We start from the raw sequence: 13,880 nt of genomic DNA, 5'->3' as shown, positions 1-13,880 counted from the left end.
GCACGCCTGCATGGCCCTCCCGCTGCGGCCGCTGCAACCCCCATTGCCACCTGATTGCCACGAGGAAAAGACGATGAACATGAAGATGATCCTGCGCAGCGCGCTGGCGGTTGCCCTCATCGCCGGTGGTGGCGCCTCCGCACAGGACGCGCAGTCGCAGCAGCAGGGCAATCCTTCGGTGAATTCGATCATCGACAGCCTGAAGGCGGATAACGCCGAGCAGGCGCCGGGGCAGACCCGCGCGCTGCGCCCGGGGGCCGCCGCGATGGCCACCGCCGCGCCCGCGCCGACGGTGGCCAAGCCGGCCAAGCCGGCGTCGATCAACATGCAGATCAACTTCGACTTCAACTCCGACAAGATCTCCGGCAGCTCCGAGCAGACCATGGCCAACCTGGCCGCCGCGCTCTCATCGCCGCAGCTGCAGAACCGCAATTTCACCGTGATCGGGCATACCGACGGCAAGGGCTCGGCCGCCTACAACAAGGCGCTGTCCGACCGCCGCGCCGAGGCCGTGCGCCGCTACCTGATCGACAAGGGCGTGTCGGCCTCGCGCCTGCGCGCGGTGGGCAAGGGCAAGAGCGAGCTGCTGAATCCGGCCGATCCTTACGCCGCGGAAAACCGGCGGGTGGAAATCCTGGCCACCGGCGGCTGAGCCGGGCACGCGCCGCGGCCGCCCTCGCGTGGCGGCTGCGGCATCGGCATCGGGATAACGGGAGCGAAGGCCATGCCGATCCAGGTGGTCAACGGCGCCAGCCTGATGTGTCCGTTCGGGGTGGCACCGTCCACCCTGGTGGTGACGCCGGAGAACCGCGTCCTGTCCGGTTCGCAGCCGGCGGCGACGATCATGGACTGCGTGCCGATGAAGAACATCCTGCCGTTCGGCATGTGCACCACGCCGAGCAACCCGCAGGTCGCGGCGGCCACGTCCGCGGCGATGGGCGTGCTGACCCCGCAGCCCTGCATTCCGGTGACCACGCCGTGGAAGCCGGGGGCGGCGACCGTGCTGATCGGCGGCATTCCCGCGCTGGACAATACCTGCACCTGCCAATGCACCTGGGGCGGGGTGATCACGGTCGTCAACCCTGGGCAGATGACGGAGATGATTCCCTAGCCGACGGGCGATGGCGGGGCGTGTTTCGCACGTTCGCTTGCCGTCGTGGCACTGCGCGTCGCTTGATCCATGTTGCGCGGGGAGGCGCTCGCTGGGGTGCCGGCATGGACGCGATTCCACATCGAATGCCGCACCCGGTTCCGCATCAGCATCCGCTTCCGCGCTAGCGGCGGCAGGCCTGCGGCCATGCTGCTGGGAGGGCGCGATGCAACGCCTGGCTCGCGCGCCTTGGCCGGAAGTCGCGCTAGAGGTTCCCGAGCGAGGAGGCCGCGTTGCCCAAGGCCTGCGCGGCACCCGCCATGGCCGACTGCGCCCCCGCTACCGCGCTGCCAGCCGCTTCGGCCACAGCGGACGAGGCCTGGGTGATGGCCCCCTGTGCGCCAGCGATGGCCCCCTGTGCAGCGTCTCCGGCGGTCGCGGCGGCCTGCTGCGCGGCTTGCTGGGCGCTGGCAAGCGCGCCTTGGGCCGCGCCGGACAGGGCCTGCTGCGCCTGTTGCGCGGCCTGGTTGGCCTGCGTCAGTACCTGCTGCGCGGCCGCGCTGGCCTGCTGCTGCGCCTGTTCCGCGGCCTGCTGGGCCGTGTCCAGCGCCTGCTGTGCGGCGTCGCCGGCCTGCTGCTGCAGCCCATCCACCGCCGCCATCGCCTGGTCGATGCCGCCTTCCACCGCCTGCTGCGCCTGCTCGCGCACCGCACCCACGGTCTGGCGGGCCTGCGCGATCGCATTGCCGGCCTGTTCGCGCACGGCCTGCTGGGCCTGTTGCACCGCGCCCTTGGCGGTGTCCAGGGCCTGCCGGGCGGCATTGTTGGCCATCGCCTGGGCCTGATCCAGCGCATCCAGCGCGGTGTCCATCGCGGCCAGCGCCTGGTCGGCCAGGCCGTTGGCGCGATCGAGCAGGTCGCCGGCCTGGTCCAGCAGTGGGCCGGCCACGCCTTGGATGGCGTTGGCGGCATTGCCGAGGGCGTTGCGAGCCTGGGCCGCGCGGCGCGCGAGTTCATCCTGCAGGGCGCGCACGTAAGGGCATTCGGATGCCGGGAACTCGGTGGGCAGGTCGGGGAAGGCTTCGGGCAAGGCGTCGAGTGCGCCCTGTACCAGGCCCAGCGCATCGCGGGCGCGGTCGAGGGTGGCGGCGCGCGCCTGCTGCAGGGCGTCGGTAGCCGCATTGCGCAGCCGCGACTGGGCCTGGTCGATGGCATTGTTGGCGGCGTCCAGCGCGCGGCCGACGCCGTCCTCGACCAGGGCCATGGCGTTGTCCACCATGCCCATGGCGCGCTCGATCGCGTCCTGCGCGGCCTGTTCCGCGGTGTCCATCGCCTGATCCAACGCCTGGTTGGCGGCCTCCAGTGCGCCTTGCACCATGGTCCTGGCCTGCTGCTGGGCGGTATCCACCGCGGCTTGGGCCTGGTCCAGCGCCTGCTGGGCGGCGGCCCCGGCCTGGGTACGGGCCTGGGTCAATGCGGCGTTGGCTTGTCCCAGCGCGTTCTGGGCCATGTCGTTGGCGGCAGCGCGGGCGCCGTCCAGCGCCTGGTTGGCCTGTGCCAGCGCCCCTTGCGCAGCGGCGCCGGCCTGGGCCATGGCCTGCTGCGTCGCCTGCTGGGCCTGCGCCACCGCGCCGTTGGCCGCACCGGCCGCCGCGGTGGCGGCATTGGAGACGGCGGTCTGGGCCTCGCCGATCGCGCCCTGCGCGGCGGTGGCGGCCTGCTGGGCTGCGACAGCGGCGGCTTGTTGTGCCTGCTGCACTGCTTGGCCAGCGGCCGCGCCGATCCCGGACAAGCCTTCGGTAAGGGATTCGAACATGCCTCAGCCCCCTTGCCGCCGGCGGAAGTCGCCATAGGCCGCGGCGGTCCACATCTCGATCAGCAGCGCGCGGTCGAGTTGCGGGCTGCTGCGATCGGCCAGGATGCCGATGATCGAGGGGTCGTTGGCGACCCGCTCGTTGCCGAACAGCGAACAGGCCAGCGCGTAGGCCGCCACTGCCCGCTGGCTGCGCAGCCCGGCTTTCCGGCAGTGCGCGATCACCGCGTCCAGCTCCGCATCCAGTTCGTCCAGCGGCAGCGGCGCCTTGCCGCCGAGGTGGCGGTTGAGGAAATCGGCCAAGTTGCTGCGCAGTTGGGTTTCGCCCACGGTCGCCATCTGCTTGCGGTCGAGCTGGAGCATGGCCGATTCCTTCAGGCCGCCGCCGCCAGCGGCAGCACGCGGGGAGCGATCTCGCCATCGCGCGTGAAATACAGCACGCCCTGGCCATCGCGGCTTTCCACGAAGCAGCCACGGATCGGACCGAAGAACGCCTTGCGCTGCTCCGCGTCGAAGCTCGGCACCACGCTGCGGAAGGCGCGCGGATCATAGAAGCGGAACAGCATGGAGTCGCCACCCGGGGTGGCCACCCGCAGGATCCGGCGCAGGTGCGCGCGCAGCGCATGCGCCTGGGTGCCGGGGTCGGTCACCAGCACGATGCCCCAGTGCGAGTTCCAACCGTCGCGTAGGGCCAGCTGCGCGCCGCCGCTGCCGGGAGTAAGCATCAGCAGGTAGGGCGCGGCCGCCGCCAGCATCGGGTCGAGATCGCCCGAAAACAGGCACATTGCATCCGGTGCATGCCGCTGCAGCAGCGGGGGCAGGTCATCCACGATGGCGCCGTCGAGCACCGCGAACACCGGGCACTGCCCTTCCTGCCCGAATACCATCCGTTGCAGCTGTTCGTACTGTCCCTGGCCAATCACGTAAAGAATCCCGATTGATGCAATGCCCCGGGGAGTCCCCGCCGATCCATCGTCCGCCCCCCGCGGCGCGATGGCGTTCCCATGCATCGGTTCAATACGCAGAAGCGGGCGAGGGGCGGACATGTGCGGCTCCTTGCGATGGTCGCGGGGCTGCATTCAGCCGCCGCGCAGGGCGGCCAGCGCGCGGCGTGCGGCTTCGCACTCGGCGCAGAACGGTTGGCCCTGGCGGGCGGCGCTGCGCAGCGCCTTGGCCTGCAGCTGCTGGGTCGGGTCGTTGACCTTGCCGGCGCTGGATTTGGCGGCCTCCTCCGGCGCCTTCGGCTTGTCGGCCTTCTCCGCCTTCTTGGCTTTCTGCGCGGAGAGCGCACTGCCGCCGGAGTTGATCATCACCATGCTGCCGGTGATGAAGATGCCGGCGGGGCCGAGCACGATCGAGCTGCTGCCGGCCTTCAGGCTGATCATGGCGCCAGCCTCGGCCACCAGGTTCACGCCGGCCTTGAGATCGATGTTCACGCCCGTGGTGAGGGCAGCGTTGACGCCCGCATTCACCTCGAAGTTGGTGCCGGTGGTGACCGCCATGTCGGTGCCGACGCTGGTGTGCTGGGCGGTGCCGACGGTCAGGTAGTCGTCCTGGCCGATGGTCTGGGCGCGGTTGCTGCCGATCGACAGCGTCTGGTTCTTGCCGATGGTCAGGTCGGCGTTTTCTCCGATGCTCTCCAGGCGGTTCTTGCCCACGCTCAGCGAGGAATGGGCGGCGATCGCCTCCGTGCGGTTGTTGCCGGTGCGCAGTTGCAGGTCCTTCTGCGCGTGCAGGAAGATTTCCTCGCTGCCCTTCTTGTCCTCGAAGCGCAGTTCGTTGAAACCGCCGCCGCCCTTCGAGGACAGGGTCTTGATGGTCGAGCGCGTGGCCTCGTCCGGCAGGTTCAGCGGGGGCACCGCCTTGCCGTTGTAGACGCAGCCCACCACCAGCGGGCGGTCGGGGTCGCCCTCGAGGAAATCGACCACCACCTCCATGCCCACCCGCGGCACGAACATGGTGCCGTAGCCGTTGCCGGCCCAGAGCTGCGCCACCCGGATCCAGCACGAGGCCTTGTCGTCCTGGGTGTTGGTGCTGCGCCCGGGGACCTTGCGGTCCCAATGGAAGCGCACCTTGATGCGGCCGTGGGCGTCGGTATAGACCTCGTTTCCGGCAGGGCCGACCACGATCGCGGTCTGCGGTCCGCGCGCCTGCGCGCGCGGCGTGGACTGCGGCGCCCGGTACACGCTGGTGTGCGGCTGCAGGGTGAAGCGGTTTTCATAACGCGCCTCGCCGCCATCGCGCAGCAGGTTGTTGTGGCCGTGGTGGTGGACCGACAGCACCAGGAACTCGCGGTTGAATTCGTCCTGGGGATGGTCCTCCAGGGTGAACACGTGACCGGGCGTGAGCGTGCGCACGTTGCTGCGTCCGCGGTAGCGCAGGTGGCTGGATTCCTCGACTTCCATCACGATGTCGGCCAGGTGGCTGCCCGCAGGGGTTGCGCCCTGCGTGTCGAAGCCGCCGGGATAGCGGTAGCGCTCCAGCTCGATGTCGGTGCCGAGTTTCAGCACGCTCGGCGTCTCCTCGCTCAGTACGCTGACTTTCAGATAGTCCCAGTCGGCCAGGGTGGCCTTGCGCGTGCGCATCTGGCGGTCGCAGGCGATTTCCAGGACGGCATCGATCTCGTTGGCTTGCGCGTCGCTGCGGAAGACGAGCGAATCCGGCCGCATCTGGCGGTTGCCGTGCTTGTTGTCGGTGAGGACCAGCAGGTGCCGGCTCTCGTCGTGATCGTCGTGGCGGAAGTAGTAGTGGATGCCTTCCCGCTCCAGCAGGCGCGAGATGAAGGCGAAGCTGGTCTCGTTGTACTGCGTGCAGTAGTCCAGCGGCGGGTACTGGCCGTCCAGTTCGAGCCGGTAGTCGCTGTAGTGGAACTCCGCGAAGATGGTCTCGATGATGTCGGGCACCGACTTGCCCTGGAAGATGCGGCAGTCCTCGTGCTGGGTGAGGAACCAGAACCACGGCACGAGGTCGCATTCGTAGCCGTAAAGGTCCTGGTGGCCGCTGTCTGATGCCCGCACGATGCCGGTGTGCGAGAAGCGCGAGACATAGCCATTCCAGTGGCGCTCGTCGTCCTGGGTCTCGATGCGCAGCACGCCGCCCTTGCCGACGATCTTCTCCGGGTCGATCTCCGGGTCGTAGGACAGTAGCGACAGCCGGAACTGGAACAGCGCCGACACCGACTCGTCGCCCTGCATTTCCTCGACCAGCAGCGCATCCTCCCCGTATCCGGGCAGGCTGAGGAAGAACATGCGGTTGGCGGTGGAGAATCCGGACATGGCGAAAACCGGCGGGTTGCGCTGCCTATCCTCGGAGTTGGCCGCGCGCTGCGACATTCCCCCGAAGTGCTATTCCGCGCCGGGGGGCATCCGTCCCGGCTAGGGCGAAGGGCCTATTCACGTGCTCAGGACACCGCGTAGGTGAAGCGGCCGTCGCTGCCGCTGCCCAGCCGGATCGCCGTGATCGCGCCGCCTTCGGCCATGCGTTCCAGTACGTGTCCGGAGACTTCTGGCAGGACGGTGCCGGTGAGGATGTTGTCGATGTTGCGGGCACCGGAATCCACTTCGGTGCAGCGCGCCGTGATCGCATCCACCACGGCATCGTCGTACTCGAAGGTGGCGCCGTGGTTGGCCTTGATCCGCTTGCCGATCTTGTTGAGCTTCAGGCGCACGATCTTGCGCAGGTTCTCGTCCTTCAGCGGGTAGTAGGGGATGACCGCGGTGCGGCCGAGGAAGGCGGGCTTGAATACCCGGTTGAGCTCCGGCTTCAGCAGCTCGTTGAGCGATTCCACGCTCGGCAGTTCGCCATCGCCGCGGCAGGCCTCCATCACCAGGTCGGTGCCGGCGTTCGAAGTGAGGATGATGAGGGTATTGCGGAAGTCGATCTCGCGGCCCTCGCCATCCTCCATGCGGCCCTTGTCGAATACCTGGAAGAACAGCTCCAGCACGTCCGGATGCGCCTTCTCGATCTCGTCCAGCAGCACTACCGAATACGGACGCCGGCGCACCGCCTCGGTCAGCACGCCGCCCTCGCCGTAGCCGACGTAGCCGGGCGGGCTGCCCTTGAGGCTGGAGACCGTGTGCGCCTCCTGGTACTCGCTCATGTTGATGGTGATCATGCTGCGCTCGCCGCCGTACAGGGCATCCGCCAGCGCGATCGCGGTCTCGGTCTTGCCCACGCCGGAGGTGCCGACCAGCAGGAACACGCCCTTGGGCTTGTCCGGGTCCTCGAGGTTCGCGCGCGAGGTGCGCACGCGCTGGGCGATCGCCTCCAGCGCGTGGCTCTGGCCGATCACCCGTTCCTCCAGCGATTCCTTCAGGCGCAGCACGGTCTGGATCTCGTCGGCCACCATCCGCCCGACCGGAATCCCGGTCCAGCCGGCGATGATCTGCGCCACCGCCGCAGCATCCACCACCGGCAGCACCATGGGCTCGAAGCCCTGGAGCTCCTTCAGTTCGGTGCGGATGGTCTCCAGTTCGGCGCGCACCTCGGCGCGCGCGGGGTCGTCCGCGGCCAGCGCCTCGATCCGGTCCAGCGCGGCGTTGTAGCGCGCCACCAGTTCCTGCTCCTTGGCGAAGCGCGCCTCGTCGGCGGCCAGTGCGGCGGCGGTCGCCGCGATGTCCGCGGCGATCTCCGCCAGGCGCTTGCCGTGATCGGCGCCGCCGGCCTGTTCCTGCTCCAGTTGGGCCTGCTCGGTGCGCAGGATCTCCAGATGCTTGCGTGCATCCTCGATCCGCGCCGGGGTCGCGTTCTGGCCGATCGCCACCTTGGCGCAGGCGGTATCGAGCACGCTCACCGCCTTGTCCGGCAGCTGGCGGCCGGGGATGAAGCGTGAGCTCAGCTTCACCGCTTCCACGATCGCCTCGTCGAGGATGCGCACCTTGTGGTGCGCCGCCATCGCGCGCCCGACCCCGCGCAGCATCGCCACCGCCTTGGCATCGTCCGGCTCGTCCACCTTCACCACCTGGAAGCGGCGGGTCAGGGCGGGGTCCTTCTCGAAGTACTTCTTGTACTCGCTCCAGGTGGTGGCCGCGATCGTGCGCATCTCGCCGCGCGCCAGCGCCGGCTTGAGCAGGTTGGCGGCGTCGTTCTGACCGGCGGTGCCACCGGCGCCGATCAGGGTGTGCGCCTCGTCGATGAACATGATGATCGGCACCGGGCTGGACTTGACCTCCTCGATCACGCCCTTGAGCCGGTTCTCGAATTCGCCCTTGACGCTGGCCCCGGCCTGCAGCAGGCCGAGGTCGAGCGAGAGCAGCTCCACGCCCTTCAGCTGCGGCGGCACGTCGTCGGCGGCGATCCGCAGCGCCAGGCCTTCGACCACCGCGGTCTTGCCGACCCCGGCCTCGCCGGTGAGGATCGGGTTGTTCTGGCGGCGGCGGGTGAGCACGTCCACCATCAGGCGGATCTCGGCGTCGCGGCCCAGCACCGGGTCCAGCTTGCCCTCGCGCGCGCGCTGGGTGAGGTTGATGCAGTACTGGTCGAGGTTCGGGGTCTTGCTCGGTCGCCCGCCGCCGCCTGCCTGTCCCGGCGCGCCGCCATCACCGGCGGAAGAGGCCGCCGCATCGCCCAGGGCGCGCGCCTCGCGCGCCTCGCTGGAGCCGTCGCACAGGGCGTGGAAGTTCTGGGTGAGCGTCTCCAGGTTGATCTTCTCCAGCGAGCGCGCGCTGGCGGCCACCAGCCGCCGCAGCTCGGCGTCCGCCAGCAGCGCGATCAGGACATGCCCGCTGCGGATACGGGCCTCGCCGTACTCGATCGAGGCCCAGCCCCAGGCGGCTTCGAACAGCCGCGGGATCAGCGCGGACAGCGCCGGGGTACGCTGGTTGCCGGTCTTGAAGCCGTCCATCGCCTTGCCCAGCTCGCGCTCCAGCGCGTCCGGCGCGATCTCGAAGTGGCGCAGGATGCGGCGCAGGTCGGAGTTCTCCACCTCCAGCAGCTTGGCCAGCAGGTGTTCGATTTCGACTTCGTACTGCCCGCGCGACATGCACAGGCCGGCCGCGCCCTCCATGGCGCCGCGTACGGTGGGGTTCAATCGTGCGATCAGCGCGCGCAGGTTCAGTGCCATGACTGGCCTCCCATAGCGGAAAAGTGGAATTCGGTCTCGGTGGTGGGGCGTTGGCTGCGGCGGCCGCGCAGCCAGGTGTTCCAGCCCAGCTGCGGGCGGTCTTCGCCGCGTTCGCCCAGTCGCAGCGGCGGCACCTGGTCGGCGCGCAGCGACAGCCGTACGCGCAGGTCCAGCGCCAGCCCGGTGAGGAAGCGGCACAGCTCGATCACGTCGGCCAGGCGCGGGCCGCGCGGCAGCAAGGCGTTGAAGCGCTCGCGCCGCAGCGGGCCGATGGTGAGGCGCAGGGTGGTCTGGCGGTCCCAGTAGCGGGCGCCCAGCACGCCACCGGCGCCCAGCGCGTGGTTGGCGCGGCCCAGGCGGGTGCGCGCCTCCGGCGCGATCCGTTGCCAGGTGCCCAGACAGCCATTGGCCTGCACCGGTGCATCCACCACTGCGGACACCACCTGCGCGATCGCATGTTCGCCGTGCGGGCGCTGCGCGATCAGCCCCGAGAAGTACAGCATCGCCGCGCCCGGCAGCGGCCGGCCCTGGCGGGTGGCGCGCGGGGAGGGGTGCAGCCGCGCTTGCAGGGCCGGCGTGCCGAGGCCGACGATGTGCTCCAGGTAGCGCAGCACCGAGTTGTGGAACCCGAACTGGCGCCCGATTTCGGGCCGGTGCTTGGCCCAGGCCAGCCAGAACAGCGCCACCAGGCGATGGTTGAACAGGTCCAGGAAGTCCTGCGCGGCACGGTCGCGGTTGAGACGGCGCGCGATCAGCAGCTCGGTGTAATGCCGCGGCAAGACGCCGGAGGGGCCGGTGAGGCCGAGGAAGTTCACGCACACCTGCTGCTGGCCATCGGCGTCGGTGATCGCGGCCAATTCCGAGGGTGGGAACGCCAGCGAGGCCGGGGTGGTGAAGCGTAGCGGGCCGGGACGCGCGCCGCTGCCGCGGCCGTCGAAGCCGTGCACGCCGTAGAGCAGGCGCACCGCCTGGAAGAAGCCGAACCGGCCGGGCTGCGCGTGCAGGCGCTCCAGCGCCGGCTGCATCGGGTCCGGATCGGTGGCGGTGGCGCGTGGGTCGCTCATACCAGCGGCAGGCTCCCGCTGCGCGGCGGGAAGCGCACCAGCCAGTCCTCGCGCTGCTCGCTGCGCACGCTCAGGCGGGTGTAGGAATTGGCGGTGCAGTACAGGCTGAAGAAGCGGTCCAGCACGCAGGCCATCAGGTACACCCCGGAGCCGACGTACTGGTTCTCGTCGAACGTCAGCGTGATCTCGGTGCCGCGCACGAAGGCCTGGCGCGGCGCGCGCCCGATCCGGGTCACCGAGGGCTCGCCGCGCACGTCGGTGATGCCGGCGATCTGCTTGCGCAGGGTGCCGCTGTCCGCGAAGTTGTAGAGGTTCAGGATCTCCAGCAGCGCCTCGCGTCCGCCCTCCACGATCGACAGATGGTTGAGCGACAGGTGCGAGATCAGGCGCCACTGGTTGGCCTGGCGCATCGGCGCGCGCCAGGTGGCGCTGGGCTTCTTCAGCAGGCGTGCGCTGGCGATCACGCCGCCCTGCTCGGGTTGCAGCAGGCTGTCTTCGCCACCGAACGGCAGTTGCGATGGCAGGTCGCGGTTGGTGCAGGTCAGGCCGATGGAGAGCGTGTCCACCCCGGGCGCGCGCGGGTTCATGTCGCGGTCCACCAGGCTCAGCATCACGTCCGAGCCGTCGTCGTTCGGCAGCAGCGAGGGGCGCCGCTGCAGGTACCAGAAATGGCCGTTGCCGTCGTCGTGCAGTCCGTGCCGCACCGAGTAGGCGGGATGGAACTCCACCGAGTCGCTGCCGCCGGGGGTGCGGCTGAACTTGCGCACCCAGTCCACCGAGTACACCTCCATCCCCAGCGGACGGCGCACGTCGGGGATGACCGGGTATTCATGGCGTTCCTGCGAGATCCGGATCGGCTCGCCCTGCTGCCTGAACAGGTTCACCACCGGCGTGCAGAACAGGCGGAAGGTATCCGCATCGACGGTTTGCTCCAGGCGCTGCAGGCGCTCCGGGCGGCCGAACGGACGGAACTCGATGGCCACTTCCACGGCGCGGTCGAAGCGCGAGAGGTCGAGGTTGGCCAGGTCCACGAACAGGAATTTTTCGGGCAGCACGAAATATTCCTGCAGCAGCCGGTAGCCGAGGAACGAGCGCGGGTCGTAGTCCAGCAGCGCATCCTCGTCCTCGAACCCGACGGGACGCAGGGCGTCGGCGGGAAGTCGCAGCGGGGCCACCTGCGGCGCGTCCTCGGGCGCGCGCAGGGTGATGCTGGCCACCGAGTTCAGCAGCAGCTCGTGCAGTGCATGCACCAGCGGGCTCTCGCCATCCAGGTACAGGCGCAGGCGTTCGATCGGCAGTTTCGCCAGTGGGACCTGCCCACTGGCTTCGATGCGCAGGCGCAGGGTGGCCACGGTATCGCTGCGGGTGACCGCGAACGCCGAGCGCTCGGCGGCCTCCAGTTGCGCGGCGGCGACCCGGATCGGCCACACCTGCACCGGATAGGCGGTGCGGTAGCGCACCGGCAAGCCCTGCACCGGGCGGGTCAGCAGCTCGCTGTGGCGCGGTAGTTCCTGCATCTCGGCAATGTCCGCTCCCGGCGCCAGCTGCAGCTGTGCGATCGACATCGAGGGCACCGGGCGCAGGAAGTGCGGATACAGCACCGACAGCATCGCCTCGGTGATCTGCGGGAACTCGTCGTCCAGCTTCTTGTGGATGCGCGCGGTGAGGAACGAGAATGACTCGATCATCCGCTCCACGTGCGGGTCTTCGCAGACTTCGCCTTCCATCTGCAGGCGCCCGGCGATCTTCGGGTAGCGCGCGGCGAACTCCTTCGACAGCCGCCGCAGGTAGGTCAACTCGTTTTCGTAGTACGGCAGCAGCTCGTCGAGCATGGCGCATCCGCGGCAGATGCCGGACCGCGCACCGCGCGCGCCGGACCAGGGCACAGGCTAGGCAGCGCCCGTGGCCGCGCCCATTCGCCGGATGGCCTATGCCCTCCGGCGACGCGCCATCACTCCTCCACGCACAGCTCGTCGTCGGGCACCGCGCAGTCGCGTAGGGCGGCATGCCCGCGGGTCTTGATGCCGCTGGCGGCGGCGCTGCCTGCGACCGCCTTCGGCAGCAGCAGCCACATCCGCACCGGCTGGTTGGTGGCCAGCGCCATCTTCCCGGCCTTGTCGCCGAAGCCCCAGAAGAAATCGCCGCGCACGCTACCGCGGATCGCGCCGCCGGTGTCCTGCGCGAACACCAGTCGCCGCATCGGCGCGTCGCTGCCGGGCTGGGTGCCTTCGATGAAGACCGGGGCGCCGAGCGGGGTGGCGCGCGGATCGACCGCGATCGAACGGCCGGCGCTGAGCGGCACGCCGAGCGCGCCGATCGGGCCTTCCGGGCCATCGGCGATGCGCCGGAAGAACACGTAGCTGGGGTCGGGGATGCCGGTCGCGGGGACGCCGGTGCCGCTGCCCTGGGCCTGCCCGGCCGGCTTGCCCGCGCTGCCGGCATAGTCGGAAAAATCCAGCCGCGCGCTGCCGCCCGTGCTGGCCGGCGCGGCCGCACCCGCAGGCCGCGGCGCAGGCGAACCGGTGGTTGCGGCGGTCGCGCCGATCGCTTCGGTGATGCCCGTGCCGGCTTCGGTCGGCGCTGTGTAGGTCTCATCCGCCACCGGCGCATGCAGTAGCAGCTGGATCATCGCCTCGACCTCGGCCGAATCGACCCGCGGCGCGGCGGTCGCGCCCGCCGCCGGCCGGGACTTGGCGACGGCATGCTTGGGGCGCTGGGCCGCTGGCCTGCTGGCGGGCGCCGTCGCGGAGGGAGCCACCTGGCCTCCCTGCAGCGCGGCCACGATGCGTGCTACTTCCGCATCCACCGCCGAATTGCCACCGGACTTCTTCATGCCGCGGGTGCCGCCAGGGACTTCTACCTCCAGCGGCGCTTCGAGTCCACGCGCCTTGATCGCCAGCAGCATCGCGTCGGTATCGCCGCGGGTGGCGTTGGGCATGAACGGCTGTCCGTTCTGCTCGGCATACGCCAGCCGGATCAACCCACCGTCCTTCAGCTGGATCTTGCCGGAGCCCTGGATCTGCATCGAATAGAGCTTGTAGGGGTCGGCCACCCAGGCCAGCACCGGTGCATCGATGCCGTTGGCGTCGATCTGCTGGCGGGTGTAGTAGGGCTTCACCGCGTCGCCCTCGATCCGTACCCGGTAGCGCTTGTCGCGCGGGTTCGGAACCGCCCCGGCCAGCTCGATCCGGTATTCGCGTGCGCCGGGGTCGCCGGCTTCGGCACCCGCCAGCAGGCCGTCGCTGGCCTTCAGCCAGCGCGTGGGCTGTCCGGCCACGGTGCGCGCATCGACCATGTACATGTCGGAGGGAACGCCGTACACCGGATAGCGGTAGGCGCCTTCGCGGCGCAGCGCGCCGGCGATCAGCGGCTCGAAGTAGCCGGTCAGTTTTCCGGTGGCACTGCGGGTGGGGGTGAGCATCTGGTAGGCATAGAACTCCTCCTGCAGGAACTGGCGCAGCGCGGCATCGTCCTTCGGCAGGCGCGCCATCCGCGCGCATAGCGGCGCCCAGGCGCTGCGCTTCTGCATGGCCTTGCAGTTGGTGGCGAAGCTGGCCTGCAACTCGCCGAGGTTCTCCTCGTCCCAGCCCGGGATTTCCTCCAGCAGCACCGGCACGTAGGCGGCGTTGCGGGTGGCGAAGGCGGGCCCGAGCGCCGGATTGGTGGGGGCTTCCGGCGGTGGCAGCGCGCTTTGCGCGGAGGCCAGGGTGGCGAGGGCGATGCCGCCGGCCAGCAGCAGGCTGCGCAGGCGGCCGGGGCGGGTGCGAGAAGGACGGGACGGCGTGAAAGCGGTCATGGGGTGCCTCCACGGCAGGCTGCCGCGTGATCGCGGACAGGCTGCGCCGGTGCCCG

General features: G+C 69.9%; 10 protein-coding genes. 2 read left to right on the top strand and 8 right to left on the bottom strand.

Going from position 1 to position 13,880, the window contains the following annotated elements; translation table 11 throughout:
* The first annotated feature begins 73 nt into the window (after positions 1–73).
* Positions 74–652, top strand: a complete 579-nt coding sequence (locus tag EDC34_RS01615; protein WP_114959096.1) for an OmpA family protein — start codon at positions 74–76, stop codon at positions 650–652.
* A 72-nt stretch (positions 653–724) separates the two neighbouring features.
* A complete protein-coding gene (locus EDC34_RS01610) occupies positions 725–1,111 on the top strand; it encodes a DUF4280 domain-containing protein (RefSeq protein WP_114959095.1) in 387 nt (128 codons plus the stop codon).
* A 244-nt stretch (positions 1,112–1,355) separates the two neighbouring features.
* Here the strand turns inward: EDC34_RS01610 and EDC34_RS01605 are convergent, their stop codons facing one another.
* The 8 genes from EDC34_RS01605 to EDC34_RS12260 form a co-directional block, all read right to left on the bottom strand.
* On the bottom strand, positions 1,356–2,906 hold the full coding sequence (locus EDC34_RS01605; protein ID WP_114959094.1) for a hypothetical protein: 1,551 nt from the start codon (positions 2,904–2,906) through the stop codon (positions 1,356–1,358).
* A 3-nt stretch (positions 2,907–2,909) separates the two neighbouring features.
* On the bottom strand, positions 2,910–3,266 hold the full coding sequence (locus tag EDC34_RS01600) for a hypothetical protein (RefSeq protein ID WP_114959093.1): 357 nt from the start codon (positions 3,264–3,266) through the stop codon (positions 2,910–2,912).
* 11 nt (positions 3,267–3,277) lie between these two features.
* On the bottom strand, positions 3,278–3,826 hold the full coding sequence (locus EDC34_RS01595; protein WP_162797651.1) for a DUF4123 domain-containing protein: 549 nt from the start codon (positions 3,824–3,826) through the stop codon (positions 3,278–3,280).
* A gap of 156 nt (positions 3,827–3,982) precedes the next feature.
* Positions 3,983–6,178 (bottom strand): type VI secretion system Vgr family protein, encoded by a 2,196-nt coding sequence (locus EDC34_RS01590; protein WP_162797650.1) that lies wholly within the window; start codon positions 6,176–6,178, stop codon positions 3,983–3,985.
* Between the two features lie 125 nt (positions 6,179–6,303).
* Positions 6,304–8,964: a type VI secretion system ATPase TssH gene (gene tssH, locus EDC34_RS01585; protein WP_205388023.1), complete on the bottom strand. Its 2,661-nt coding sequence runs from the start codon at positions 8,962–8,964 to the stop codon at positions 6,304–6,306.
* Positions 8,955–10,028 carry a type VI secretion system baseplate subunit TssG gene (gene tssG / locus EDC34_RS01580; RefSeq protein ID WP_114959090.1) on the bottom strand — a complete coding sequence of 358 codons (1,074 nt, stop codon included), beginning with the start codon at positions 10,026–10,028 and terminating at the stop codon, positions 8,955–8,957. Before tssG ends, tssH begins: the two co-directional genes overlap by 10 nt.
* Positions 10,025–11,860, bottom strand: coding sequence for a type VI secretion system baseplate subunit TssF (gene tssF, locus EDC34_RS01575; protein WP_114959089.1), 1,836 nt, complete (start codon positions 11,858–11,860; stop codon positions 10,025–10,027). The genes tssG and tssF overlap by 4 nt, the downstream gene beginning before the upstream one ends.
* A 119-nt stretch (positions 11,861–11,979) precedes the next feature.
* The gene (locus tag EDC34_RS12260) at positions 11,980–13,824 is read right to left on the bottom strand and encodes an MltA domain-containing protein (RefSeq protein WP_114959088.1); all 1,845 of its coding nucleotides are present in this window, start codon (positions 13,822–13,824) and stop codon (positions 11,980–11,982) included.
* Between the last annotated feature and the right edge of the window lie 56 nt (positions 13,825–13,880).

This window comes from Thermomonas haemolytica, assembly GCF_004346265.1.
Taxonomy (GTDB): Bacteria; Pseudomonadota; Gammaproteobacteria; order Xanthomonadales; family Xanthomonadaceae; genus Thermomonas; species Thermomonas haemolytica.
The sequence above is the reverse complement of the archived record's forward strand: the minus strand, read 5'-3'. Positions and strand labels throughout refer to the sequence as shown.

Bases quoted from the DNA above. Each gene is read 5' to 3' on its own strand.
- EDC34_RS01615 (WP_114959096.1), top strand. From the start codon at position 74: ATGAACATGAAGATGATCCTGCGCAGCGCGCTGGCGGTTGCCCTCATC.
- EDC34_RS01610 (WP_114959095.1), top strand. From the start codon at position 725: ATGCCGATCCAGGTGGTCAACGGCGCCAGCCTGATGTGTCCGTTCGGG.
- EDC34_RS01605 (WP_114959094.1), bottom strand. From the start codon at position 2,906: ATGTTCGAATCCCTTACCGAAGGCTTGTCCGGGATCGGCGCGGCCGCT.
- EDC34_RS01600 (WP_114959093.1), bottom strand. From the start codon at position 3,266: ATGCTCCAGCTCGACCGCAAGCAGATGGCGACCGTGGGCGAAACCCAA.
- EDC34_RS01590 (WP_162797650.1), bottom strand. From the start codon at position 6,178: ATGTCCGGATTCTCCACCGCCAACCGCATGTTCTTCCTCAGCCTGCCC.
- tssH (WP_205388023.1), bottom strand. From the start codon at position 8,964: ATGGCACTGAACCTGCGCGCGCTGATCGCACGATTGAACCCCACCGTA.
- tssG (WP_114959090.1), bottom strand. From the start codon at position 10,028: ATGAGCGACCCACGCGCCACCGCCACCGATCCGGACCCGATGCAGCCG.
- tssF (WP_114959089.1), bottom strand. From the start codon at position 11,860: ATGCTCGACGAGCTGCTGCCGTACTACGAAAACGAGTTGACCTACCTG.
- EDC34_RS12260 (WP_114959088.1), bottom strand. From the start codon at position 13,824: ATGACCGCTTTCACGCCGTCCCGTCCTTCTCGCACCCGCCCCGGCCGC.